Origin of the sequence: Lysinibacillus sp. FSL M8-0134 (assembly GCF_038069745.1) — a bacterium.
Lineage (GTDB): Bacteria > Bacillota > Bacilli > Bacillales_A > Planococcaceae > Lysinibacillus > Lysinibacillus irui.
Genome location: NZ_JBBPAJ010000001.1, coordinates 3,295,911 through 3,319,970, shown reverse-complemented (window position 1 = coordinate 3,319,970; position 24,060 = coordinate 3,295,911). Strand labels below are relative to the sequence as shown.

The following is a 24,060-nucleotide window of genomic DNA, read 5'->3' as shown; positions in this document are numbered from 1 at the left end:
TCCCTAGTTTAAATCCATTCGTTTATTGAAGAATCGGTATAAAATATCCACGAAAAGATTAATAAAAACAAATATTAATGAGGCAACAAGAACGCCACCTTGAACGACAGGTATGTCACGTGTACGAATAGCATCAACAATCATGCGTCCTAATCCATTGACAGCGAAAACAGATTCTACTAATACAGTTCCACCAAGTAAACTACCAAATTGTAAACCTACTACTGTAATTACTGGGATTAAAGCATTACGTAAGGCATGCTTTAGGATAATGACGTAACCCTTTAAGCCTTTTGCTTTTGCCGTTCGAATATAGTCTTGATTCACGACGTCTAACATACTAGAACGAGTCATACGCGCAACGATAGCTGCACCACCAGCACCAAGAGTGACTGCAGGAAGAATAATATGTTTAGCACTTTCCCAGCCTGCAACAGGAAGCCAATGTAGCTGTACCGAGAAAACATACATTAATAAAATACCTAGCCAGAAACTTGGTAGCGAGATCCCTAATAAGGCCACAATCATAAGGCCAGCATCCATAAAAGAATAGGGACGAATTGCTGAGATGATGCCAGCGATAAGTCCTAAAATAATGGTAATTAATATACTGTAAAAGGCTAGCTCGATTGTAATCGGTAAACGGGCGGTAATTTCCTCAAATACTGGTTGTTTATTTTTTAATGAATGACCCATATCTCCTTGTAAAAGATTTTTAATGTAATCAGTGTATTGAACAGCTAATGGTTTATTGAGCCCTAAATTTTCACGTAATTCTTCAACAGTTTCTTGTGAAGCACCTTCTCCTGCTAAAATAATAGCCGGGTCACCTGGTATCATTTGCATAATAAGAAAAACAACAAGTGTAACACCAAGCGTCACGGGAATAATTTGAGCTAGACGTTTTAAGATAAATAAAGTCATGTATCTTCTCTCCTTTAATTTTTCATTCTTGGGTCTAGCGCATCGCGTAAACCATCTCCAAATAGGTTAAATCCTAATACAAGTATGGAAATCATAATACCTGGGAATAGCGCCATATAAGGAGCGGTAAACAAGAAATCACGACCATTTGAAAGCATGGCACCCCATTCAGGAGATGGTGGCTGTGCACCCAGCCCTAAGAAGGACAGACCAGCTGCAGATAGAATCGCCGTCGCTAAACGCATAGATGCTTGTACAATAATTGGTGACAAAATATTCGGGAAAATATGCTTGATTAATATTGTCATATCATTTGCTCCGAGTGTTTTCACAGCATCGATATATTCCAACTTTTTAACTTCCATTGTCGATCCACGTACGATTCGTGCAAACATTGGAATGGAGAAAAATCCTACAGCAATAGTTACGTTAATAAGACTTGCACCTAATGCACTGACAATGGCTAAGGCAAGTAGGATACCTGGGAAGGCAAGCATAATATCTAAAATTCGACTAATAATGGAATCAACCCATTTACCATAATAGCCAGCGATAAGCCCTAAAAATGTTCCAATTGTTCCGCCAAATAAAACGGCTGAAATACCAACACCAATGGATAAACGTGATCCATATAAAATTCGACTTAAAATATCTCGACCTTTATCGTCAGTTCCCATAAGGTGGTCTAAACTTGGTCCTTGTAATTTTTGACCTAACTGTACATCGTATGGATCATAAGGGGCTAGAATGGGTCCGATGAGAAACATCAATATATAAAGAAGAATGATGATGCCTCCAGCGACAGCTGCTTTATTTTTTTTGATTTTGTTTAGGAAAGAAACAAGATTTTTTTTTCTAGTTGCCTTGCGTGCATTCACTAAAACAGAATGATCGATAGTAGTTACTTTATCCATATCGAATACTCCTTTTCTATTTGATTTGATTTCAATTTAGTGAAAAGCGTAAAGAATGTAAATATTTTATGGAGTATTAGTCAGAAAATTTAAAAAACACGTAAAAATTTTAAAAAACAAGTGAATTTTATTTCTTTATAATTCGAAATGTAAGTAACAAATCACACAAGGAGGAAATGTTTATGAAGAAAATGAAGTTGTTTTTATTCATGGCACTTATTACTGTACTTGTTTTGCAAGCATGCTCTACAGCTAATAATAATAGTGCGGAAGATTCCAAAGAGGGATCGAAAAGTGTAGGAGGAGAATTAGTTGTATTAAGAGCAGCGGATGCTACAAGCTTAGATCCTCATTTTATTACAGATATTCCTTCAGCGAATATTATTCATGGCAAAGTATATGAAACGCTAGTTGCTTTTGATAGAGATCGTAAAATTGTTCCATTACTAGCAAAAGAGTGGGAGCAAAAAGACGATGTCACTTGGACGTTTACATTGAATGAGGGCATTAAATTCCATGATGGTGCAGATTTTAATGCAGAGGCTGTAAAAGCTACTTTCGACCGTATCTTAGATCCTGCAACTGGTTCACCACAGCGTGATAAATTATCAATGATTAATGAAGTAGTAGTAGAGGATACGAATGTTGTTACATTGAAATTAAAAGAACCATATGCACCACTTTTATCTATTTTAGCAAGCCAAGAAGGTAGTATGATGAGTCCGAAAGCGATTGCGGAAGCGGCTGACGAACTAGCAACACATCCGGTAGGGACAGGCCCATTTGTATTTGAATCTTGGAAATCTGGTCAAGAAATTACATTAAACACAAATAAAGATTACTGGGGTACTGTACCGAAAGTAGATAAAGTAACATTTAAAGTTGTGCCAGAGGATTCTACTCGTTTAGCAATGATTGAAAGTGGAGAAGCTCATATCGCAGAACAAGTTCCTGTTACAGAAATTGACCGTATTGAAAATTCATCAACTATGAATCTATTCCGTGCAGAAGGTCTTGCTGTAGAATTTATCGGTTTCAATGTGAAAGACACATTATTATCGGATGTAAAAGTTCGTCAAGCTATTAGCTATGCAGTTGACCGTGAAGCAATTATTAGTGGTATTTACGATAATGTTGGGACACTTGCGAATTCAGCAATGAGTCCAAAAATCATTGGTTATTCTAGTGAAACGAAGCCGTATGACTATGATGTAGTAAAAGCAAAAGAATTATTAAAAGAAGCTGGTGTTCAAGAGGGAACAAAAGTTAAATTGCTGACAAGTGATCGTAAAGAGCGAATCAATATGGCTGAAGTTATTCAATCCCAATTAAAAGGTATTGGATTAGACGTTGAAATTCAAGTAATGGAATACGGTGCATTTATTTCAGAAATCACGAAAGAGCAGCATCAGCTATTTATTAGTGGTTGGGGTAATGCTACTGGGGATGCTGATTATAACCAATATAATCTATTCCACACAGCTTCTATGGGAGCACCAGGAAACCATTTCTACTATTCAAACCCAGAAGTAGACAAGTTAATTGAACAAGGACGTTCTGAATCAAATCAAGAGGCACGTAATGAAATCTACAAAAAAGCAATGCAAATGGAGTTAGATGAAGCGGTGTATATTCCAGTTCGTAACTATGAGCACTTAGCAGTCTATAGTAATGCTGTAAAAGGTTTCTGGTTAGACGCATCTAACTACACGATGATCAGTGGCGTTGAAATTGTAGAGTAATCAAATTTGGTAATAGATAGAAAATACTAATTGGGAGGAAACTATGAGTAAACTATTGCTGAAAAATGTGAGATTAGAAGAAGCATATGAGCGCGAAAATGAACACATTGTTGCAACTCGTACAGGTATTTATGATGTCCTAATCGAAGATGGGCATGTTCAACAAGTGGATAAGAATATAGTGGTTGCTGGAGATGTAGAAATAGTGGATGCTCAAAAGCAACTGCTAGTTCCTTCATTCAGAGAAATGCATATTCATATCGATAAAACGTACTTCGGTGGAGAATGGCAGGCGCCAAGGCCCATAACTAAAGGGATATTAACTCGTATTGAAGAAGAAAGAACGCTGTTACCAAAGCAGTTACCGACAGCTGCTTATCGAGCAGAAGAAATGGTGAAGTGGCTCATTTCACAAGGACATACCTATATTCGTTCACATTGTAATGTTGACCCACAAATAGGAACTAAGCATATCGAAATTACAAAACAGGTTTTAGAAAAATATCAAGATCAAATTACCTATGATATTGTGGCCTTTCCACAGCACGGCTTACTACGCTCCAATGTGGAAGGACTGATCCGTGAAGCAATGGCAATGGGCGCAACGCTTGTTGGGGGTGTTGATCCATCTATTGTAGACCGTAATATTGAAAAATCCCTACAAACTACGATGGGTATTGCCCAAGACTATCATGCAGGAATCGATATTCATATTCATACAGCTAATACATTAGGTGAATTTGAATTTTATAAATTGATAGAACTAACGAAACAGGCGAAAAAAGAAGGTCAAGTAACAATTAGCCATGCGATGGCACTTGCCGATTTAGAACAGTCACGATTAGAAAATTTAGTTCAAGCAATGGCTGCTGTACAAATAGACGTCACAACTACTGTCCCAACAGACTTGAATCGTTCGACCATACCAATTCCGTATCTTTATAACAATGGAGTAAAGGTTTCTGTAGGACATGATAGTTTAACGGATCATTGGTCACCATACGGTACAGGCAATACGATTATGAAATTAAATGTAATGGCGGAGAGATTCCGTTTTATAGATGAATATTCATTAAGTCGTGCATGGAAGTACGCTTCTGATGGGATTACACCATTGAATGACGCTGGAGAGCGCGTTTGGCCACAAGTTGGTGATAAAGCTAATATGTTGTTAGTAGATGGTGTTAGCACTGCTCATGTTATTGCGAGAAGATGCCCAATTACTACTGTTATTTCACAAGGCAAAATAATTCACTTACAGGATGTAGGAGAGTTGAAAGGAGAATTTAGATGAAGCATTGGCTTACAAATGTTCTACTTGAAACAGGAGAATATATAAAAGAAAATGATACAGTTGGTACGAAAGTGGAGCTTTTTAATCTTGAAATTACAGATGGGTTTATTTCACAAATTATACCAGCAACGCAGGCAGTCGGTTCTCCAAATGAAGTAACAGATATGAAAGGGAAGCTTTTATTACCTGCCTTTAAGGAAATGCACAATCACTTAGATAAAACATACTTATCTTTACCTTGGAAAGCATGTGTACCAGTTAAGAATTTAAAGGAACGACTTGAGCGTGAAGCACAAGAGTTATCCATTCTTGCTACAACAGGTAAACAACGCGCGGCTGCAATGATTGAAAAAATCGTTCAAAATGGCGCCAATCATATTCGTACACATGTTAATATCGATCCGTACATTGGCTTGAAAAATTTAGAGGGCGTACTAGCGGCATTGGAGGATTATAAAGATGTTGTGACATCAGAAGTTATTGCCTTTCCACAGCACGGCTTATTAAGAGATGATGTCCCTAAACTATTGCGTGAAGCCTTACGTAATGGGGCGACAATGATTGGTGGTCTTGATCCAGCAGGGATTGATAATTCAATAGAACCTTCGTTATATGAAGTGATGGATATCGCACAGGAATTTAATGTAGATGTTGATATTCACCTTCATGACGGTGGTCATGTTGGCTATTATACAATCGATAAATGGATCGATATCGTTGAAGATGCAAAATATCAAGGTAGAACGGCGATTAGTCATGCCTTTTCACTTGGTGATGTATCTTTACTGGAGCAGCACAAAATTGCTGAACGATTAGCACAACAACAAGTGAAAATTATGTCAACCGTGCCATTCGATTTAAGACGCTTAATCCCACCGATTGATTTACTGACAGAGCACGGAGTTGATGTCCACTTTGGCTGTGATGGATTTTATGATTCTTGGAGTCCGTATGGCTCAGGAGATATTTTAGAAAAAGCGACGACGTTTGCAGATATTTCTCGTAAACTGGATGAACGCTCTATTCGACAAACGTTAAAATATATTACAAATGGTGTGACACCATTGGATGCAAATGGCCAGAAGGTTTGGCCGAATGTGAAGGACGAAGCAAGTTTTGTATTCTTTGACGCAGTATCAAGTGCTGAAGTTATTGCACGCAAACCATCTAATCGAGTGGTTATGTCGAAAGGAAAATTTATCAACTAGTACAAACAACTAAATCCCCCTTATTTAGTTAACATAGCAAACTAGAAGTTTTCTAGTTTGCTATACTTATGTTGTAATAGATACGTGAATAATAGAAAGGAAAGTAGATTTTTAATAGTTTTACCATAACTTATGTAGAAGTCTCTTTAAATGCAGGTGCAATTTAGATATGAAACAACTCACCATCTATATGATTTTATTTAGCTGTGTATTTTTTTGGGCCAGTAACTTTATAATTGGCTCTATTTTAATTGACCATTGGGCTCCTATAACAGTCGCCATTTTTAGATTGATTGTCATTGTTCTGTTTTTAGGATGTATTAGTTGGAAAACAATTAACCGAACAGCATTTACACGCAATGATCTAGTATTATTGGTCATTGCAGGCATACTAGGTGTCTCCATTAATCACTATAGCTTTTATGCCAGTCTTCAGCACACCTCTCCTATCACCGCAGCTTTAATCTTAGCCTGTGCACCGATTGTCACATCATTACTAAATAAAATGATTTATCATGAATCGCGGAACGGCATTTTTTGGCTAGGTGCAATCATTTCTTTTGTAGGGGTTGGCCTCATAATTACAAAAGGAGCACTTATCTCGATTTCAATCGGTAAGGGTGAGGTGCTAAGTTTAATTACAATGCTAAGCTTTGCCTTGTTTCTAATTATTGTGAACCACCTTAGTCTAAAAATCTCTGCACAGTTGATTACCTTTTATACAAATTTAATTGGACTACTGGTGCTTGTACCCTTTTCCTTTACAATTTTACCGCAGACTAATTGGCATGTTGAAACTCCATATTGGTTGCTGTTAATTTTATCAGCGATTGTTATTCATGGGATTAGTAATTTAATGTGGAATCAAAAAATGAAGGAGATAGGGTCAACGAATGCTTCGCTTTTATTGAATTTTGAACCAGCGATAGCTATGTTATTAAGTGCTGTATTCTTAAAACAATTTCCCACTAGCATTCAACTGTATGGATCCTTATTAATATTAATTGGAATTATATTATGTATTTACTATAAGGAAATAAAAATATTGCAGTTTTTAAAAAGAAGAACAAATGAATAGGGTGTTTTACCAACCAGTATGCTGAAATGATTTCTAGCATATTGGTTTTCTTTTTAGCTGCTTTTTTACTTTTGCACAAAAACAATATGATTTTAAAATTGGTCTTATTACAGAATATTTAAGGTCAATACAAGCAATTTATGCTAGTTAGTAGAGGAAAGCATTAGATTTACAGTAAGGAAAATATATATTTGAATAATAAAATGAAGGAGGTATTTATAATATTTTGCGAAATATACATCCAATGTATTGTTTATAAAGATAATTTTTGTAAGTTTAAGTAAAAAACAAGCTCCTTTTGAATTTTCTATCCTTTTTTTAAGCGCGTGAATTTCGTTTGTTTTGGCCAAAAAATTCTGTTTTATTTTGAAAATTTCTACATTATATTAATTTAATATGCAGAAGAATATAAATGTTTGTTAATAGAATATGACTAGAGATAGAAGACGTATACACTTAGTGAATGTGATAATATACACAAAATTTATTATTTTAATATAATTTATGGTTATTCTGATAATAGAGTAGAAAAGTAATAATAGCTAAATGGTGTCGTATTTTTTGTAGAATAATCCTCGTTCTACTTAGAGACTGTAAGGTTTGTATGCAGGAGAACGATAATGAAAAAACAAAATACTTTTTGGAGAAATAATATTTTTTCAAAAAACCACTTGCATTTGAATAATTCTAAGTGGTAAATTGTTTTACATGGACGTTCATAGAATTTTCACAGGTAGCAAAAGAGGGGAGAAATGAGAATTTATGAATAAAAATAGATGGTTAATTGCATTATCTGCAATCGCTATTCACCTTTCCATCGGTGGAGCCTATGCATACAGTGTATACAAGCTACCGATTGTCACGGAAATGGGATGGAGTGAAACAAAGGTAACGGTTGCCTTTACTATTATGATGGGGCTTGCTGGTTTTTCAGCAGCATTATTTGGTAGCTTAGTAGAAAAAATGGGGCCACGTAAATCGGCAATGGTAGCAGCTGTCTTATTTGGAGCAGGACAAGCTGGTGCTGGTGTAGCGATTTCAATGGATTCTGTTGTGATGTATTGGTTAACTTATGGTGTACTTAGTGGATTAGGTATGGGGATTGGTTACATTGCACCTGTATCAACACTTGTAAAATGGTTCCCAGATCGCCGTGGCCTTGCAACAGGTATGGCCGTACTTGGATTTGGTTCTGGGGCACTAATTACAGCACCGGTTGCAGCCAACTTAATGGAGGCAGTCGGTATTTCTACAACATACTTTATTTTAGGGGCAAGTTATTTCACGTTAATGATTTTAGGGGCTTCATATATAGCGCCGCCTAAGCCTGGTTATATGCCAGCTAATATGAAGGCAGCTGCCGATAATGGCAAAGAAGTTGTTAAAAAAGATTTAGCAGTTATGTCAGCACGTGAAGCTGTCAAAACAAAGCATTTCTGGATGTTATGGTCAATGCACTTAGTCAATGTAACAGCGGGAATTATGATGATATCTGTAGCTTCGCCTATGGCACAGGAAATTGTCGGTTTATCTGTTGCAGGTGCTGCAGCAATGGTAGGAATCATGGGGTTATTTAATGGTGGTGGCCGTTTAATTTGGGCTGCTGTATCGGATTATATCGGTCGTTCAAACGTATTCGTTATTTTCTTTATAGCGCAATTAATTACATTTATCGTTTTACCACATACAACGAACGTGATAATTTTCCAAGCACTTATCTTCTTAGTGGTTAGTTGCTACGGTGGTGGATTCTCAAATTTACCTGCGTTTGCAAGTGATTTATTTGGTACAAAACAATTAGGTGTTATCCATGGCTATTTATTAACAACTTGGTCATTGGGTGGTATTTTTGGACCGTTGTTAGTAAGTACAATTAAAAACGCTTATGGAAGCTATATTCCAGTATTCTATGTATTCGCTGGATTAATTGCTGCTTCGTTAATTATTTCAATAACACTACGTGCAGATGTACGTAAACGAACAGCTTTAAAAGCAGCACAAGATGTTGGAGACGTCTCTGCAACACAATAATTTGAACTACTATATAGGTGTCATTTCGCACATGGCACTTATATAGTATTTTTTTGCAGTGAGTGTTATATAACAATCGTTATTTCTTCGTTTAATATATAACAGTCCGCAAAGGATGTCAATAACATTACTGGAAATAACGTGATTTCGTTATTAAAAGAGAAAATTTGTAACGAAACACGGGATAAGGAACAAACAGTTAAAATTTGAATCTTTTCTCAAAGAAAAACGTATATAAGGTAATTAGGGAGGGATTCATTATGGGGAAATTTTCTTTAGATGAATTTATTAATAAAACACAACAGGATGACAATGAAAATGATTATTTCGAATTGGAAACGGAACGTGTATTAGAGGTTAATTTAAACGGAGAAGTATGGTCGAAAATGGGCGCCATGATCTCCTATACTGGAGACATTAAATTTGAACGTGAGCGTGTTTTAGAGCATGGGCTTGGCAAGATGTTTAAAAAGGCGTTAACAGGTGAAGGAACGCAATTAATGAAAGCTAGCGGAAAGGGCAGATTATACTTAGCGGACCAAGGAAAGAAAGTAACGGTCTTTGATTTGAAAAACGACAGTATTTGTGTAAATGGGAATGATTTACTGGCCTTTGAACCTAGCATCAACTGGGATATCCGTTTAATGCGTAAAATGGCTGGCATCATGTCAGGCGGTTTATTTAATGTAACATTACAAGGTACAGGAAAAGTAGCGATTACAACACATTTTGAACCATTGACGTTATTAGTGAAACCAGGTGAAACTGTCTATACTGATCCACATGCTACTGTTGCTTGGTCAGGCAGTCTAACACCTGAATTTAAAACGGATATCAGCTTCCGTACCTTTATCGGTCGTGGTAGTGGTGAATCTATCCAGATGGCGTTTTCAGGTGAGGGCTTTGTTATTATCCAGCCGTTTGAAGAAGTTTATATGTCTAGTGAAAGCTAAAAAAGGCGTGTCCATTTTTCTCGGACACGCTTTTTCTTCTATTATAAAGCCGCATTCATTCCTGCAATACGTCCTGTTACGAGGGCGGAGGTGATATTATAGCCTCCTGTATAGCCATGAATATCAAGAATTTCCCCACAGAAGAACAATCCTTCTTTTTTCTTAGAAGCCATTGTTTTCGGCTCGATTTCTTTTACGGAGACACCACCGCCTGTAACAAAGGCTTTATCAAGTGACTGTGTGCCGTTCACTGTCAATGTGAAGTTCACTAGTAAACGTGCTAGCTGACGGATTTTATCTTGGGATAATTCGGCACCTGTCAATTGGACATCGATATTTGCTCGTTCACATAAAAATAATAGCCAACGTTCAGGGGCAATGCCCTTCCAAACATTTTTCACTGCCTTTTTTGGATCTTCCTTGATTAGCCTATTTAAATATTGCAAACATGTTTCCTCATTATAATCAACTAGTGTTTGTATACGCATGGTCACTGGCTCATAGCCTGTTTTCATTAATTCTTTGACAACAAATTGACTACAGCGTAAAACAGCAGGACCACTTAAGCCAAAATGGGTGAAGAGCATATCCATTTGATGTGTAACGAGCACCTTACCCTTTTTGTTTAACACAGATACAGCCACATCACGTAATGCTAGCCCCTGAAGCTCACGCGCTTGTATAAAATCCTCTTTTGAAATAACGGGGACTTCAGTTGGAAATAATGTTGTAATTGTATGGCCAGCCCGTTCTGCCCATGGATAGCCGTCTCCTGTTGAACCTGTTTGTGGGACAGCCTTACCACCAACAGCCACAACGACTGCTTGGCTACGAACTTCTGAGCCATCAGCAAGACGTACACCAAGAATTTTTTCCTCATCCATAACAAGCTTACTAACGGCTGTGTGTAAACGAACCTCGACATGGAGATGTTGAAGCTGCCTAATCAACGCATCGACAACATCTTGTGCACGATTTGACACAGGGAACATTCTGCCATGATCCTCTTCCTTCAGTGCCACACCAAGCCCTTCAAAAAATGTAATAATATCTTCATTATTATAAACGGTAAACGGGCTATAGAGAAAACGACCATTACCAGGTATATGCTTTACGATTTCTTCGACAGGCAAACGATTTGTAACATTACAGCGTCCACCGCCAGAAATGGCTAATTTTTTGCCAAGTTTCGCTCCTTTTTCTAACAATAAAACTTTCTTTTTACGCTCTCCAGCAGCAATTGCCGCCATTAAACCAGATGGGCCACCACCGATCACGATTACATCATACATAGTTAGAAACTCACTTTCTGTTCAATTTAGGAATCTTTCCTATTATACATGAAGTCTATATAGAGAGGGGGCTTGTTTGACATTGAAAATAATAGAAAAGTGTTTTATAATTCTTTATCTCATCTTTCATGATGAACACTATTTATAGTAGAATGAAACACAATAATCTTTGTTATTCAATTATAACGATGAAAGTTTTCCTTTATTAGCATTGTCAGCATGAAATGAATGTCTTTTCGTGCTATTATGGTAAAGGTTATGCACTAAATTATGAGGTGAAAAATAGAATGTGCGGATTTATAGGGTATATTAATGGAACAAATGTGATTGATCATCATCAAACAATAGAAAATATGATGAATACAATTATTCACCGCGGACCGGATAGCGGCGGTATTCATAGTGACGATAAAGTAACGTTAGGTTTCCGTCGATTAAGTATTATTGACTTATCAGACGTAGCGAATCAACCATTATATAGTGAAGACGGCAATATCGTGCTTGTATTTAATGGAGAGATTTTTAACTTCCAAGAGCTGCGTGCAGATTTAATTGAAAAAGGTCATACTTTTAAAACACAATCAGATAGTGAAGTTATTATTTATGGTTATGTAGAATATGGCGTAGATTTTGTGAAAAAATTACGTGGGATGTTTGCCTTCTGTATTTGGGATAAAAAGAATGATTTACAATTTATCGCTCGTGATGGCTTTGGTATTAAACCATTGTACTACTCTGAGCATACAACAGATGGTACATTTATTTTCGGTTCTGAAATTAAATCGTTTTTACCACATCCTTCTTTTATAAAAGAATTAAATAAACAGGCATTACGCCCGTATTTAACATTCCAGTATTCATCTATGGATGAAACATTCTTTAAAGGTGTCTTTAAATTACCACCAGCACACTATATGCTGATTCAAAATGGTCAAAAGCAAATCGTTCAATATTGGGATAAAAAATTCCATGCAAAAGAAGCACCGATAGAAAAATATATTGAAGATATTCGTTCCACTGTGAAAGAGTCTGTAGAGGCTCATAAAATTAGTGATGTAAAGGTTGGTTCATTCCTGTCAGGTGGTATTGACTCTAGTTATATAACGTCTTTATTACGCCCAGATAAATCCTTCTCAGTTGGATTTGCTGACTATGAAGATATGTTCAATGAAACAAACCTTGCAAAAGATTTATCAGATACGTTAAATATTCAAAATGAACGTAGATACATTACGGCAGATGAGTGCTTTGAAGCACTTCCTAAAATTCAATGGCATATGGACGAGCCACAATCTAATCCATCTTCAGTACCACTTTACTTCCTTTCGGAGCTTGCTTCAAAAGATGTAACAGTTGTCCTATCAGGTGAAGGTGCTGATGAAATTTTTGGTGGCTATGCTTGGTATCAAAATTCAGGAAGAATGCAAAAATACGAAAAACTACCATTAGGTCTTCGTAAAACATTACGCGGAATGGCAGAAGCTTTACCGAAAAATCAATATACGAACTTCCTTATTAAAGGTGCCCAAACAGTAGAAGAACGTTTTATTGGGGAAGCAGTAGTTTGGGATGAAGTAGATGCCATCAATGTTCTAAAGCCTGCTTATAAAAATGCCCCATCTGTCAAATCGATTACAAAACGTATTTATGATGAAGTCCCTGGTGATGACGATGTGACAAAAATGCAGTACCTAGATCTAAACCTTTGGATGCCAGGTGACATATTATTAAAGGCAGATAAAATGAGTATGGCACATTCGATCGAATTACGTGTACCATTTTTAGATAAGGAAGTTATGGAATTAGCGAAAGATATTCCATCTAGATACCGTGTCAATGATATTGATACAAAGTATGTGTTACGTCAAGCTGCACATCAAGAGTTACCAGAAGAATGGGCAAAACGTCCAAAACTTGGATTCCCAGTGCCAATTCGTCACTGGTTACGTGAAGAAAAGTATTACAACATGGTAAAAGAAATGTTTACAACTGACTTTGCGAATGAATTCTTTGATACAAAACAATTAGTAGGCTATTTAGATGAGCACTATGAAGGAAAAGCAAATCGTGGTCGCTATATTTGGACAGCTTATGTATTCCTAGTATGGTACAAAAAGTTCTTCGTGGACATGGTATAAAGAAATATTCAAATCGGTGGGGATTTTCTACATCCTCACCGATTATTTTAAGGCCTTTTTTCATCAAGTTTCTTTATGAATGAACTTTTTGGTGTTTTTATGCGTCTCATTTCCTATAAATGTGGTAAGATTACAATTGGTTTACTTAAATCATTTACAAGGTGACAGCGTTTGCATGTCGTGTATGAGTAAGGAAAATGTTTTATAAGAGCCTTTAAAGTGTTACGATATTAATATTGATTTTACAATGAATGGATGGGTATGATGTCCAATTTAATGAAAGGTACTGCGATATTAACAATGGGGATGTTTTTATCGAAAGTCCTCGGATTAATTTATATTTTTCCGTTTTATGCAATTGTGGGTGAGAAGAACATCGCACTTTATCAATATGCATATATCCCTTATTCTATCATGTTGGCAATAGCCATTTCAGGTGCGCCAATCGCGGTTTCTAAGTTCGTTTCCAAGTATAATGCAATGGGAGATTATCAATCAGGTCGCAAGCTAATGAAATCGGGCATCCTCATTATGATGGTGACAGGCTTCGCGGCATTTATTGCACTCTTTCTTCTTGCAACGCCAATAGCAGGGCTGGTCATTAAGAGTGAGGAACAGGTCTTTACAGTCGAACAAATTGCTTCAGTCATACGTTGGGTCAGCTTTGCTTTAATTGTAGTCCCATTTATGAGTCTATGGCGTGGCTTTTTCCAAGGCTATGACAAAATGGAGCCTACTGCAGTTTCACAATTAGTAGAACAAATTGTGCGAATTGTTGTGTTACTGGGTGGTTCCTTCCTAGTAGTCATTGTGTTCAAAGGTAAACCAGAGACAGCGATTTCCTTTGCTGTATTTGCTGCCTTTATTGGAGCAATTGGTGGATTAGGTGTTTTGTATTATTACTGGAAAAAGTATCAGCCAGAATTCAATCTACTACGTAGTCAAAGTGTAACGTCCACACAGCTGCCTATGTCTAATATTTACAAAGAGGTCATTACCTACTCCATACCAATGGTGTTTGTTGGGGTAGCCAATCCTTTATTCCAATTAGTCGACATGCTCACGTTTAATGGAGCGATGACATCGATTGGTTTAGCTGAGGTGACTGATACGTATTTATCAATGATCAACTTTATGACACATAAGGTTGTAATCATTCCCGTTATGCTAGCAACAGGGTTTTCCATGGCGCTTGTCCCGACCATTACTAAGTATTACACTCAGGGCGAGTATTTATCACTACGTCATGCAATGGATAAAACCTATCAAATTTTAATTTTTATTACATTGCCAGCAGTGGTAGGGATTTCTCTATTAGCAAATGAAATTTACTTTATGCTTTATTCGGAAAGTGAAATGGGTGCAACCATTTTAGCTCATTATGCACCGGTTGCCATTTTATTTGCCTTATTCCAAGTAACTGCTGCCTTGTTACAAGGGATCGATTTTCAAAAGTGGATTGTTTTCAGCTTATTATCAGGGATTTTCGTCAAGCTTGCATTAAATATCCCATTAATCCGCTGGCTGGAGGCAGATGGTGCTATTGTAGCAACGGCTATTGGTTATAGCGTATCAATTATTATCAATATCCTTGTGTTACGAAAAACATTAAATTATCGATCAGAAATGGTTGTTCGTCGTGTTATGTTAATTGCTTTATTAACAATGGCAATGGCCATTAGCGTATTGATTGTGCATAAATTATTGGAATTATTAATGGGGCCAGTTGATAGTAAATTCTCAGCATTACTATTTTCTATTGTTTGTGCCGGAGTCGGTGCAGCTGTCTATGGCTTTTTATCACTCCGTTTAGGTTTAGCACAAAAGCTATTGGGTGAACGATTGACTCGTATTACGAGTAAACTGGGTATAAAATAGGAGTGGTACAATGCGTTTAGATAAATTACTAGCAAATATGGGGTACGGTTCACGTAAGGAAGTGAAGCAGCTATTAAAGCAAAAAGCTGTCACAGTGGATGGTGCTTATGTGAAAGATGCAGCATTACACGTAGACCCTGAACAGCAGAATGTGTCGGTGTTTGGAGAACGCGTCGTGTACACAGAGTTTGTCTATTTTATGATGAATAAACCACCTGGTGTTATTTCTGCCACAGAAGATTTAAGAGATGAAACAGTTATTGATTTATTAGAACCATTACACCAGCATTTTCAGCCATTCCCAGTAGGCCGTTTAGATAAAGATACGGAGGGTTTGCTGTTATTAACAAATGATGGTATCTTAGCTCATAACTTATTGTCTCCGAAAAAACACGTACCAAAAGTTTATTACGCACAGATTGATGGCGTAGTGACGGAAGAGGATGCAGAGAAGTTTGCTCATGGAGTGGAATTAGATGATGGCTATATAACAAAGCCAGGAAAGCTTGTAATCTTAAAATCTGCGCAGCAATCAGAAATTGAGCTAACGATACAGGAAGGCAAATTTCATCAAGTAAAGCGAATGTTCGAGACGGTAGGTAAACGAGTAACGTACTTAAAGCGTTTATCCATGGGGAATCTAAAATTAGATGATAACCTAGCGTTAGGTGAATATCGCGAGTTGACATCAGAAGAGCTTGAGAGCTTACAAAACAATCATTAACCAATTCCTCGATGCTAATATAGCATCGGGGATTTTTATATACAGTATAAGAACAGTAACTGTATAATATGAAATGAGTTATGGTGATATAGTCATGGAACTTATCATTCTCTAAATGTTTCCAAAATATGATAGTGTAAATAAGTAGAGGACAAAAAAATGAAGAACCTGCGTATTAAATTATTACTATCTTTAATAGCTTTTGCAGTTATACTCGTAGCTGTCATTTCATATGTAAACAGACAAATACTAGTGGCGGATATAGAAAAGCAAGTAGCCATGAATAAAGTGTTAATTGAAAATCATATTCTGACAGATATGCAAACAATTGATAATGCTCATTTTTATTTTGATAAAAATATGTCGGAGAAAATGGAGCAGGAACTTAGAAATTTAAAAAATTATTTAGATCATAGTTATATAGAAACACATCTTTTTTTGCCTTATGAAGCAGAGACAGTGAGAGGAGAGTCCTCAAAAAGAGTGGTTTATGTAAAATTTGTCAATTTTACTAAAATTGAAGCACTCCAAAAAAATACACAACAATTTTGGATTTTACTAACCATTGCTTTACTAACTTCCTTTATTATGTTATTAGTTATTAATAAAATTTTATCTAAAACAATCCACTTGGCGACCTTTGATCCGTTAACAGGTGTTTATAATCGTGCTACTTATATACGGAAGATTGACAATTTATTAAGAAAAAGAAAAATGAATGTGCCCGGTTTATTGTTAATTGATTTAGATAATTTTAAGCAAGTGAATGATCAATATGGGCATGTAGAAGGGGATCATATCCTGATTGAAACAGCCTTGATTTTAAAGCGTGTAGTGAAAAACAACGGTTTTGTTGTGAGATTCGGTGGAGATGAATTTGCCATTGTCTTGTACGATACAACAGAACAACATATGCAGCAAATTGCAGAGGGTATTTTGACTCAAATAAGAACCGTTCAATATGAGGGACGGACAAGTGAAAAATGGTCTGTCTTATCTGTGAGTATGGGGGGTTCCCTTTATCTTGCTGAAGATACAGAAATGAGCTTATTTGAAAGGGCTGATAAGGCGCTCTATCAATCTAAAAATGCTGGTAAAGATCAATATTCTAGTTATCAAGAAGTCGCTGCGGACAACCATTATAAAATTTAAAAAAACGCTCCATTCTCATTGATAGCCAGATTGGTTATTTTTAAGAAATGGAGCGTTTGTTTTAATTCAGCAAATGTCGCTATATCGAAAGAGATGCTTGCTATTAATGGGTTGTTGTTTTTGATCTGTAAAAGATACAGCTACATAATACAAGAATGGCGATGACAGCAAACATAGCATTCATATAATGAGTTAATAGCCAACCACCTATGATTGGACCAATGAAGCCTCCTAAATTTTTAAATTGTGCTGCGCCAAGATAAGTAGCTTTTTGGGTATCAGGCGCAATTTCATCAATCATGACATTCATCGTTGGGAAGGCAAATATTTCACCAATGGTAAAAATAATCATAGCGATAATATAAAGCGTATAGTTATTGGAGAAACCGAACAAAAAGAGTCCAAGTGCAAAGAACAGGATTCCCACTAACAATGTTGAGGATGATGAAAAACGCTCTGACACAATACTAATCGGTAATTGTAATAATAAGACGACTGCCGCATTGAGTGAGATTAATAGAGAATAAAGCTTCGCACCATCGTCTATTTTTAGTTCAATAATTTGCGGTAAAGTAGAATCAAATTGGGAGTATCCAATATTGATTAAGATCGCACCAAAAATAAAGCTAAGTAGGACACGATTTGTTAAAAGGATTGTGAATGTACTTAGAATTTTTGTTTGAGCGACAGCTTTTGGTTGCTGCATTTGATAACGATTTAACACGAAAAATAAAAATACAGCGTAAATAATATACATAATACCTGTCAGCATAAAAGGGATGCTTGGACTGGAGAGCTGTGAAATGTATACACCGATTATTGGTCCAATGACAGCGGCAATATTAATGGCTGTGTAACGTAATGAAAATAGTCTTTTTCGTTTATCAGCAGGTGTAAAATCAATCATTAATGCTTGTGTGGATGGTTCAAAAAATGAACGGCAAAGACCATTCAAAGCATTGAATAGTACAAAAAGCCAAACAGCATGAACGGTTGCGAAGCCAAAGAATACAAGACTCCAAACGACGATTGTTAGGAGAATAACACTTTTTCTACCGAAGCGGTCTGTTAAATAACCACCAAAAAAACCACCGACAGTGGAAATAAGCGGGGCAATACCAATCGTTAACCCGATTTGTAAAGGGGAGGCTTCAATTTCATTATGTAGATAAATAGCTAAAAAGGGCATTGCCATAAAGCTTGCAATACGAGTGAAGATTGTTCCACCTAAAATAATCCAAACTAATGGATGAAACAACGTAGAAAATTTCATTTAAAATCCTCCTCTCAACATTTAGAATGTTTCGAGTTTAACGGATTGTTAAGCAACTGTAAATAGTCAAAATACTTTTGATGAAGAACGTGGGTAACATTTTATAAAGATAATAAAGTGAAGTGTCTAATTCAAACAACTAATCGAATGGATTGAAAATAAGATTCTTTAACCAATAATTCCACTCTTCAACAACTCACAAAAATCTATTAACCTTTTAAAGACAAAAAAGAATGACCCCGACGAAAGGCCATTCTTTTCCAAACAAATGCTTTACGTACAAAACGTAAAACTAAGACGTCAATTTTACTTTTTTCTTCGTCGTTGTCCATTTGCCTCGACTTGGACTCATCACCAAATCGTTAAAGGCTAACACGTTCAAATCTCTTTGAACGGTGCGAGGAGTGATACTAAACTCTTCGACTAAATCCTGTGTAGACACGGTTCCTTTGTCTAAAATAAACATGTACACGTCTTTAATACGATTAAGCATTCGATCAGTAGTTGGTTTCATTAAATGAACCACTCCTTCATCTTAATTCTCTTGGCAAAGACTAGCGGACGACAATATGTGCGGAGTGCACTTAGGCTAATAAGTAGCTGCCTTAGACATCCCCTTTTCTAATTTTATATTCAGAACAATAATTCTGATAACTTTATTATATAGAAAAACTACTTAATTTTCTAGTGAATGCAAGAGAAATTTACATTTTAAACATAAAATTTATACTGTATTTTGTGGGAATACGTGAAAAACATGCTATATGTGGTAGTGTAAGTATAAGTTACTTAAAATAGTTGTCAGAAAGCTGATTGTCATATATGTTGTAAGGTGTAGAATAATGTTAATACGTTGAAGGAGGAACATGGTATGGATTGGTTACAGGCTGCAAAAGAAAGGCAAGATGAATTAATACAAGATTTACAGGAGCTTGTGCGAATTAATAGTATTCTCGACGAGAATACAATAACTACTGAAGTACCTTTTGGAGATGGTCCACTTCAAGCGCTTGAATGGTTACTAGCAAAAGGTCAGAATGAAGGTTTGCAAACGAAAAATGTTGATAATTATGCTGGACATATTGAAATGGGTACAGGAGAGGAACTATTAGGTATATTATGTCATGTGGATGTTGTCCCGATCGGAGATGAAGCCGATTGGACATACCCTCCATTCAGTGGCACAGTAGCAGATGGTAAATTATATGCTCGTGGTGCGATTGACGATAAAGGCCCTACTATTGCGGCATGGATGGCCATGAAACTTGTGAAAGATGCAGGTATTCCTTTAGAAAAAAGAGTACGAATGATTATTGGTACGGATGAAGAAACAGGATTCCGCTGTGTCGACCACTATTTCAAAAAGGAGGAAATGCCGACAATTGGTTTTGCACCAGATGCGGATTTCCCGCTCATTAATGCTGAAAAAGGCATTGCTGAGCTTGTGTTCTCTCAAAATAAAATGGGTGATGCAATGAAAGAACAGCTACTACTATTTAATGCTGGAAAGCGCCCAAATATGGTACCTGATTTTGCTAAAGCTACACTTCAGCACGTCTCAGCACGACTCGAACAGAATTTTCAAACATTTTTAAGCAAAAATCAGCTAGAAGGCTCTTTATTAATGGAGGACTCTCGCTATATAATAACTATCAAAGGTAAAGCAGCACATGCAATGGAGCCAGAAAAAGGTGTCAATGCAGCTGTTTATCTTGCAACATTTTTACAGCAAGAATTGACGACAGAAGCAAGTAAACAATTTGTCGACTTTATCGCAGATGTTTTTTATCAGGATCATTATGGGCATCAGCTTGATTTACAATTTGAGGATGCAATGTCGGGTCAGACAACATTAAATCCAGGAATCGTAAGCTATGATGTCAATAAAGGTGGCAGTTTAGTAATCAGTATGCGCTATTCTGTGTCTTATCCATTTGATGAAAAAATAACAATTGCTCAACGCTTAACTGTTGAAAAAGGGTTTTCTCTAGATATTCAGGACGACTCAAAGCCACATTATGTTAGCGAAGATGATCCATTTATTCAAACATTGGCTTCTATTTATAGACGTCAAACAGGTGATACAGAAACACCTCTATTATCAACAGGTGGTGGGACATATGCACGTGTGATGAAAAAAGGAGTAGCATTCGGGATGTTATTCCCAGGAGAGCCAGATGTAGCGCATCGTGCGGATGAGTTTGTTGTGGTTGAAAACCTTGTTAAAGCAGCGGCAATATATGCTGAAGCGATTGTTGAACTTGCAGGAAAAAAATAACTCAAAGACGAAAAGGATGAATGAAATATGGCATATTCATTATGGAATGATCAAATTGTTGAAGAAGGATCGATTGCAGTATCGCCAGAAGACAGAGGCTATCAGTTCGGTGATGGAATTTATGAAGTAATTAAAGTTTATAACGGAAACATGTTTACAGCACAAGAACATATTGATCGTTTCTATGCGAGCGCCGAAAAAATTCGTCTTGTTATTCCTTATACAAAAGACGTTTTACACAAATTACTACATGAGCTAATTGAAAAAAATAATCTAGATACAGGACATGTATATTTCCAGATCACTCGTGGTGCAAACTCACGTAATCATGTGTTCCCAGATGCAAGTGTTCCAGCTGTTTTAACTGGAAATGTTAAAGCGGGTGAGCGTGCATATGAAAACTTTGAAAAAGGGGTAAAGGCCACTTTTGTAGAGGATATTCGTTGGTTACGTTGCGATATCAAATCTCTTAACTTACTAGGGGCAGTATTAGCGAAACAAGAGGCTGCTGAAAAGGGCTGCTATGAAGCGATTTTACACCGTGGTGATATTGTCACAGAATGCTCATCAGCCAATGTTTATGGTATTAAAGATGGTAAGCTTTATACACATCCAGCAAATAACTTTATTTTAAATGGAATTACACGCCAAGTGATTTTAAAATGTGCAGAGGAAATTAATTTACCTGTTATTGAAGAACCGATGACAAAGGCAGATTTATTAACTATGGATGAAATCATTGTATCCTCCGTATCTTCTGAAGTTACACCTGTTATTGATGTTGATGGCAACCAGATTGGTGCGGGAGTTCCAGGTGAGTGGACTCGTCAACTACAGCAAGCATTTGAGGCGAAATTACCGATTTCTGTAAATAAATAATAAAATAAAACGTTTAAGAGAACTATCGATAAGGGTAGTTCTTTTTTTATGGATGTAATGTTGGGTATCGTCATGTAAAATAAAAAGGATAGTAAAGAATAATTTTCCGTTTGAATTTCGTAGAACATGTGTCGATGTAATGTATACAATTGCTTCTTTTCAATTAAAAGTAATCGAAAGCTATTATACCTGCATCGTGGGGAATTACCGACAACCTTGATTTAGTGGGCGTTTGAAAAATAGAAAACAAATACCCCTTAAAATAATAGAAACAATTCTGAATCAAGGTAGAAAAGAACTAAAGATATGGTGAGTAAGAATGGAGTGACATTTACATGGCACAATTAGTGAAGATACAAGATTATATTTCACGCTATCAAATTGATTTAGCGAGATATCCAACACAATTTGTGCGCTTAAAGAAAAGCCAATGGGAGCGCATTAAGCGTCAGTGGGAATTGGGAGAGGATATTAGCGAGTGGCAACATATTGACAATGAGGCTGAAACGGAGGCTTTTGAGGAAAAGGAAAGATTTTCCCTCTTTAAAAAAATCTTTGCTGGTCGTCCAAAAGATACAACAGAAGATGTTGAACAGATAGAAATATCAGATGAGCTTGTCAGTGATGAAGATGCCATTCCAGAAGAAGAAACGACGCTCATTTTTGAACCTAAAATTGTGTATGCACCACAATCTGTTCATGAACTGAAACGAATGTTTATTGACCAGTTTTTCCATTTTCAAATGAAATGGGCGAGCTCTACATTACGTGAAAAATCATATGTAGATCCTCGTTTCATGCGTGACTCTTTACTACGTACGTTATTGCAAACTTTACCAGATAACTACTTGTTGTTTTATTATCCGATTCTACAAATAAGAAAAGCTCCTATTGAGCTAGATGTAGTACTTATGTCGCCAACAGAATGTATTTGTATTACGGTGTTAGAAGCTGAAAATCAAGCTGTTTATGTTGGTGGCAGTGACCGCTTCTGGATCAAAAAAGTAGGGACGAAAGATTCTAAAGTTCTAAATCCAACCATTAATTTAGGACGAATGGAGTCAGTACTATCTCAGTTATTTAAGCAAGATAATATTGATATGCCTATCCGTAAGGTTGTTTTAACTCGTAATGGTTATTTTGATTATCCTGGTTCACCATTTGGCGTTCGCTTTGTAGATCGTCGAAATTACGGGGAATGGATTGAACAATTAAGAAAAGTTTCATCACCTATGAAACATATGCAAATAAGAGCTGCACAAACGATTCTAAATACTGTCCAAACGACCTCCTTTAATCGAGATATTTGGCAGCAAGCACCTCAAGCATCAGAGGATTGATGTATGCAGATTTTAATTATTGTCAACGAGTCCGCGGGAAATGGCAAAGGGAGAAAGGTATGGCTACGGCTTCAACAGCAACTAACCATCACCTACCAAGTGGCTTTTACAGAGTACGAAGGACATGGACAAGAAATAGCCAAAAAATGGGCACAGCAACAGCGAGATCCTATGCTACTTGTCATAGTAGGTGGTGATGGCACAATCCATGAAGTGGTAAGTGGTGTTGTACATAATAAAAACATAGTAATAGGTGTCGTTCGTGCTGGTTCTGGCAATGATTTTGCACGTTTTTTCCCTGTCTTTCATAATTCTAGCCAAATTGAGCATTATGTTAAGTCTGCAAAGGCAAGTACGATAAAGGATGTAGGGATAATTCACCTAGGAAATAAGCAAAAAGAAATCTTCGTTAATAATGCAGGCATAGGCTTTGATGCTCATGTTACAAAATTAATCAATACATCTCGACTTAAGCTATTCCTCAATAAAATAGGACTTGGTAAACTTTCTTATGCTGTTGCTGTTATAAGAGGATTATTCCGCTTTCATCGTTTTGATGTAATAGTACGTGCAGATGAGCAGGAATGGCAATTCCAGCAGGCATGGTTTGTGGCAATGAGTAATCAGCCTTACTTTGGCGGAGGTATGAAAATAACCCCTGCTGCGAGAGCAGATGATGGCCTAGTAGATATTACAATTGTCCATGGGATTTCACGTATTAAATTATTACTTGTTTTTGTCACTGTGTTTTTCGAAAAGCATACAAAATTTAAGGAAATTACTTTTTTACAAGGTCAACACTTTGATATTATCGTTGGAGATGATCAGGTTGATTGTCACACGGACGGCAATTATATTGGAGTTGTTAACGAGGAAACTACTATTCGCTGTACTGTGCAACAAAATGCATGGCAGGTGATTGACAAAGATTGCTAAAATATCATCGTACAATAATTTCATGC

The 24,060-nt window shown here is 36.6% G+C and carries 19 protein-coding genes; 14 read left to right on the top strand and 5 right to left on the bottom strand.

Annotated features, from left to right (window positions below; all coding sequences use genetic code 11):
• Positions 1–3: 3 nt before the first annotated feature.
• Both nikB and MKY49_RS16830 read right to left on the bottom strand, forming a co-directional pair.
• Positions 4–924 (bottom strand): nickel ABC transporter permease, encoded by a 921-nt coding sequence (nikB, locus tag MKY49_RS16835; RefSeq protein WP_274794144.1) that lies wholly within the window; start codon positions 922–924, stop codon positions 4–6.
• A gap of 14 nt (positions 925–938) precedes the next feature.
• On the bottom strand, positions 939–1,838 hold the full coding sequence (locus tag MKY49_RS16830; RefSeq protein ID WP_274794143.1) for an ABC transporter permease: 900 nt from the start codon (positions 1,836–1,838) through the stop codon (positions 939–941).
• Positions 1,839–2,020: 182 nt separating this feature from the next.
• On the opposite strand from MKY49_RS16830, the gene MKY49_RS16825 reads away from it, so the two are divergent.
• The 6 genes from MKY49_RS16825 to MKY49_RS16800 all read left to right on the top strand — a co-directional run bounded on the left by MKY49_RS16825 (position 2,021) and on the right by MKY49_RS16800 (position 10,144).
• Positions 2,021–3,580 (top strand): glutathione ABC transporter substrate-binding protein, encoded by a 1,560-nt coding sequence (locus MKY49_RS16825; protein WP_322606019.1) that lies wholly within the window; start codon positions 2,021–2,023, stop codon positions 3,578–3,580.
• 43 nt (positions 3,581–3,623) lie between these two features.
• Entirely contained in the window at positions 3,624–4,874 is a 1,251-nt protein-coding gene (locus tag MKY49_RS16820; RefSeq protein WP_274794141.1) for an amidohydrolase family protein, read from the top strand.
• Entirely contained in the window at positions 4,871–6,082 is a 1,212-nt protein-coding gene (locus MKY49_RS16815; RefSeq protein ID WP_322606020.1) for an amidohydrolase, read from the top strand. The genes MKY49_RS16820 and MKY49_RS16815 overlap by 4 nt, the downstream gene beginning before the upstream one ends.
• Positions 6,083–6,251: 169 nt before the next feature.
• On the top strand, positions 6,252–7,160 hold the full coding sequence (locus MKY49_RS16810) for a DMT family transporter (RefSeq protein WP_322606021.1): 909 nt from the start codon (positions 6,252–6,254) through the stop codon (positions 7,158–7,160).
• A 762-nt stretch (positions 7,161–7,922) separates the two neighbouring features.
• Positions 7,923–9,191, top strand: coding sequence for an L-lactate MFS transporter (locus MKY49_RS16805; RefSeq protein ID WP_274794138.1), 1,269 nt, complete (start codon positions 7,923–7,925; stop codon positions 9,189–9,191).
• 260 nt (positions 9,192–9,451) lie between these two features.
• Complete coding sequence (locus MKY49_RS16800) at positions 9,452–10,144, top strand: AIM24 family protein (protein ID WP_274794137.1); 693 nt, start codon at positions 9,452–9,454, stop codon at positions 10,142–10,144.
• Between the two features lie 41 nt (positions 10,145–10,185).
• Here MKY49_RS16800 and MKY49_RS16795 read toward each other — a convergent pair whose 3' ends face one another.
• On the bottom strand, positions 10,186–11,436 hold the full coding sequence (locus MKY49_RS16795) for an NAD(P)/FAD-dependent oxidoreductase (protein ID WP_274794136.1): 1,251 nt from the start codon (positions 11,434–11,436) through the stop codon (positions 10,186–10,188).
• 287 nt (positions 11,437–11,723) lie between these two features.
• Between MKY49_RS16795 and asnB the strand changes: the two genes are divergently transcribed.
• From asnB to MKY49_RS16775, 4 genes are all read left to right on the top strand, one after another.
• Entirely contained in the window at positions 11,724–13,574 is a 1,851-nt protein-coding gene (gene asnB / locus MKY49_RS16790; protein WP_274794135.1) for an asparagine synthase (glutamine-hydrolyzing), read from the top strand.
• A gap of 264 nt (positions 13,575–13,838) precedes the next feature.
• Positions 13,839–15,452, top strand: a complete 1,614-nt coding sequence (locus MKY49_RS16785) for a putative polysaccharide biosynthesis protein (RefSeq protein WP_274794134.1) — start codon at positions 13,839–13,841, stop codon at positions 15,450–15,452.
• A gap of 10 nt (positions 15,453–15,462) precedes the next feature.
• Positions 15,463–16,176 (top strand): pseudouridine synthase, encoded by a 714-nt coding sequence (locus MKY49_RS16780; protein WP_274794133.1) that lies wholly within the window; start codon positions 15,463–15,465, stop codon positions 16,174–16,176.
• 159 nt (positions 16,177–16,335) lie between these two features.
• Entirely contained in the window at positions 16,336–17,328 is a 993-nt protein-coding gene (locus MKY49_RS16775; RefSeq protein ID WP_341386699.1) for a GGDEF domain-containing protein, read from the top strand.
• Positions 17,329–17,431: 103 nt separating this feature from the next.
• Here MKY49_RS16775 and MKY49_RS16770 read toward each other — a convergent pair whose 3' ends face one another.
• The gene (locus tag MKY49_RS16770) at positions 17,432–18,601 is read right to left on the bottom strand and encodes an MDR family MFS transporter (RefSeq protein WP_274794131.1); all 1,170 of its coding nucleotides are present in this window, start codon (positions 18,599–18,601) and stop codon (positions 17,432–17,434) included.
• Positions 18,602–18,893: 292 nt separating this feature from the next.
• Complete coding sequence (locus MKY49_RS16765) at positions 18,894–19,115, bottom strand: DeoR family transcriptional regulator (RefSeq protein ID WP_049667439.1); 222 nt, start codon at positions 19,113–19,115, stop codon at positions 18,894–18,896.
• 357 nt (positions 19,116–19,472) lie between these two features.
• On the opposite strand from MKY49_RS16765, the gene pepV reads away from it, so the two are divergent.
• The 4 genes from pepV to MKY49_RS16745 all read left to right on the top strand — a co-directional run bounded on the left by pepV (position 19,473) and on the right by MKY49_RS16745 (position 24,034).
• Positions 19,473–20,879, top strand: a complete 1,407-nt coding sequence (gene pepV, locus MKY49_RS16760; protein WP_341386697.1) for a dipeptidase PepV — start codon at positions 19,473–19,475, stop codon at positions 20,877–20,879.
• Between the two features lie 27 nt (positions 20,880–20,906).
• Positions 20,907–21,758: a D-amino-acid transaminase gene (gene dat, locus MKY49_RS16755; protein WP_312506620.1), complete on the top strand. Its 852-nt coding sequence runs from the start codon at positions 20,907–20,909 to the stop codon at positions 21,756–21,758.
• A gap of 335 nt (positions 21,759–22,093) precedes the next feature.
• Positions 22,094–23,098 carry a nuclease-related domain-containing protein gene (locus MKY49_RS16750; protein WP_274794128.1) on the top strand — a complete coding sequence of 335 codons (1,005 nt, stop codon included), beginning with the start codon at positions 22,094–22,096 and terminating at the stop codon, positions 23,096–23,098.
• 3 nt (positions 23,099–23,101) lie between these two features.
• On the top strand, positions 23,102–24,034 hold the full coding sequence (locus tag MKY49_RS16745; protein ID WP_312506619.1) for a diacylglycerol/lipid kinase family protein: 933 nt from the start codon (positions 23,102–23,104) through the stop codon (positions 24,032–24,034).
• Positions 24,035–24,060: the final 26 nt, after the last annotated feature.

Bases quoted from the DNA above. Each gene is read 5' to 3' on its own strand.
- MKY49_RS16830 (WP_274794143.1), bottom strand. From the start codon at position 1,838: ATGGATAAAGTAACTACTATCGATCATTCTGTTTTAGTGAATGCACGC.
- MKY49_RS16815 (WP_322606020.1), top strand. From the start codon at position 4,871: ATGAAGCATTGGCTTACAAATGTTCTACTTGAAACAGGAGAATATATA.
- asnB (WP_274794135.1), top strand. From the start codon at position 11,724: ATGTGCGGATTTATAGGGTATATTAATGGAACAAATGTGATTGATCAT.
- MKY49_RS16745 (WP_312506619.1), top strand. From the start codon at position 23,102: ATGCAGATTTTAATTATTGTCAACGAGTCCGCGGGAAATGGCAAAGGG.
- MKY49_RS16805 (WP_274794138.1), top strand. From the start codon at position 7,923: ATGAATAAAAATAGATGGTTAATTGCATTATCTGCAATCGCTATTCAC.
- MKY49_RS16795 (WP_274794136.1), bottom strand. From the start codon at position 11,436: ATGTATGATGTAATCGTGATCGGTGGTGGCCCATCTGGTTTAATGGCG.
- MKY49_RS16825 (WP_322606019.1), top strand. From the start codon at position 2,021: ATGAAGAAAATGAAGTTGTTTTTATTCATGGCACTTATTACTGTACTT.
- MKY49_RS16800 (WP_274794137.1), top strand. From the start codon at position 9,452: ATGGGGAAATTTTCTTTAGATGAATTTATTAATAAAACACAACAGGAT.
- pepV (WP_341386697.1), top strand. From the start codon at position 19,473: ATGGATTGGTTACAGGCTGCAAAAGAAAGGCAAGATGAATTAATACAA.
- MKY49_RS16750 (WP_274794128.1), top strand. From the start codon at position 22,094: ATGGCACAATTAGTGAAGATACAAGATTATATTTCACGCTATCAAATT.
- MKY49_RS16780 (WP_274794133.1), top strand. From the start codon at position 15,463: ATGCGTTTAGATAAATTACTAGCAAATATGGGGTACGGTTCACGTAAG.
- MKY49_RS16785 (WP_274794134.1), top strand. From the start codon at position 13,839: ATGTCCAATTTAATGAAAGGTACTGCGATATTAACAATGGGGATGTTT.
- nikB (WP_274794144.1), bottom strand. From the start codon at position 924: ATGACTTTATTTATCTTAAAACGTCTAGCTCAAATTATTCCCGTGACG.
- MKY49_RS16810 (WP_322606021.1), top strand. From the start codon at position 6,252: ATGAAACAACTCACCATCTATATGATTTTATTTAGCTGTGTATTTTTT.
- MKY49_RS16775 (WP_341386699.1), top strand. From the start codon at position 16,336: ATGAAGAACCTGCGTATTAAATTATTACTATCTTTAATAGCTTTTGCA.
- MKY49_RS16770 (WP_274794131.1), bottom strand. From the start codon at position 18,601: ATGAAATTTTCTACGTTGTTTCATCCATTAGTTTGGATTATTTTAGGT.
- MKY49_RS16820 (WP_274794141.1), top strand. From the start codon at position 3,624: ATGAGTAAACTATTGCTGAAAAATGTGAGATTAGAAGAAGCATATGAG.
- MKY49_RS16765 (WP_049667439.1), bottom strand. From the start codon at position 19,115: ATGAAACCAACTACTGATCGAATGCTTAATCGTATTAAAGACGTGTAC.
- dat (WP_312506620.1), top strand. From the start codon at position 20,907: ATGGCATATTCATTATGGAATGATCAAATTGTTGAAGAAGGATCGATT.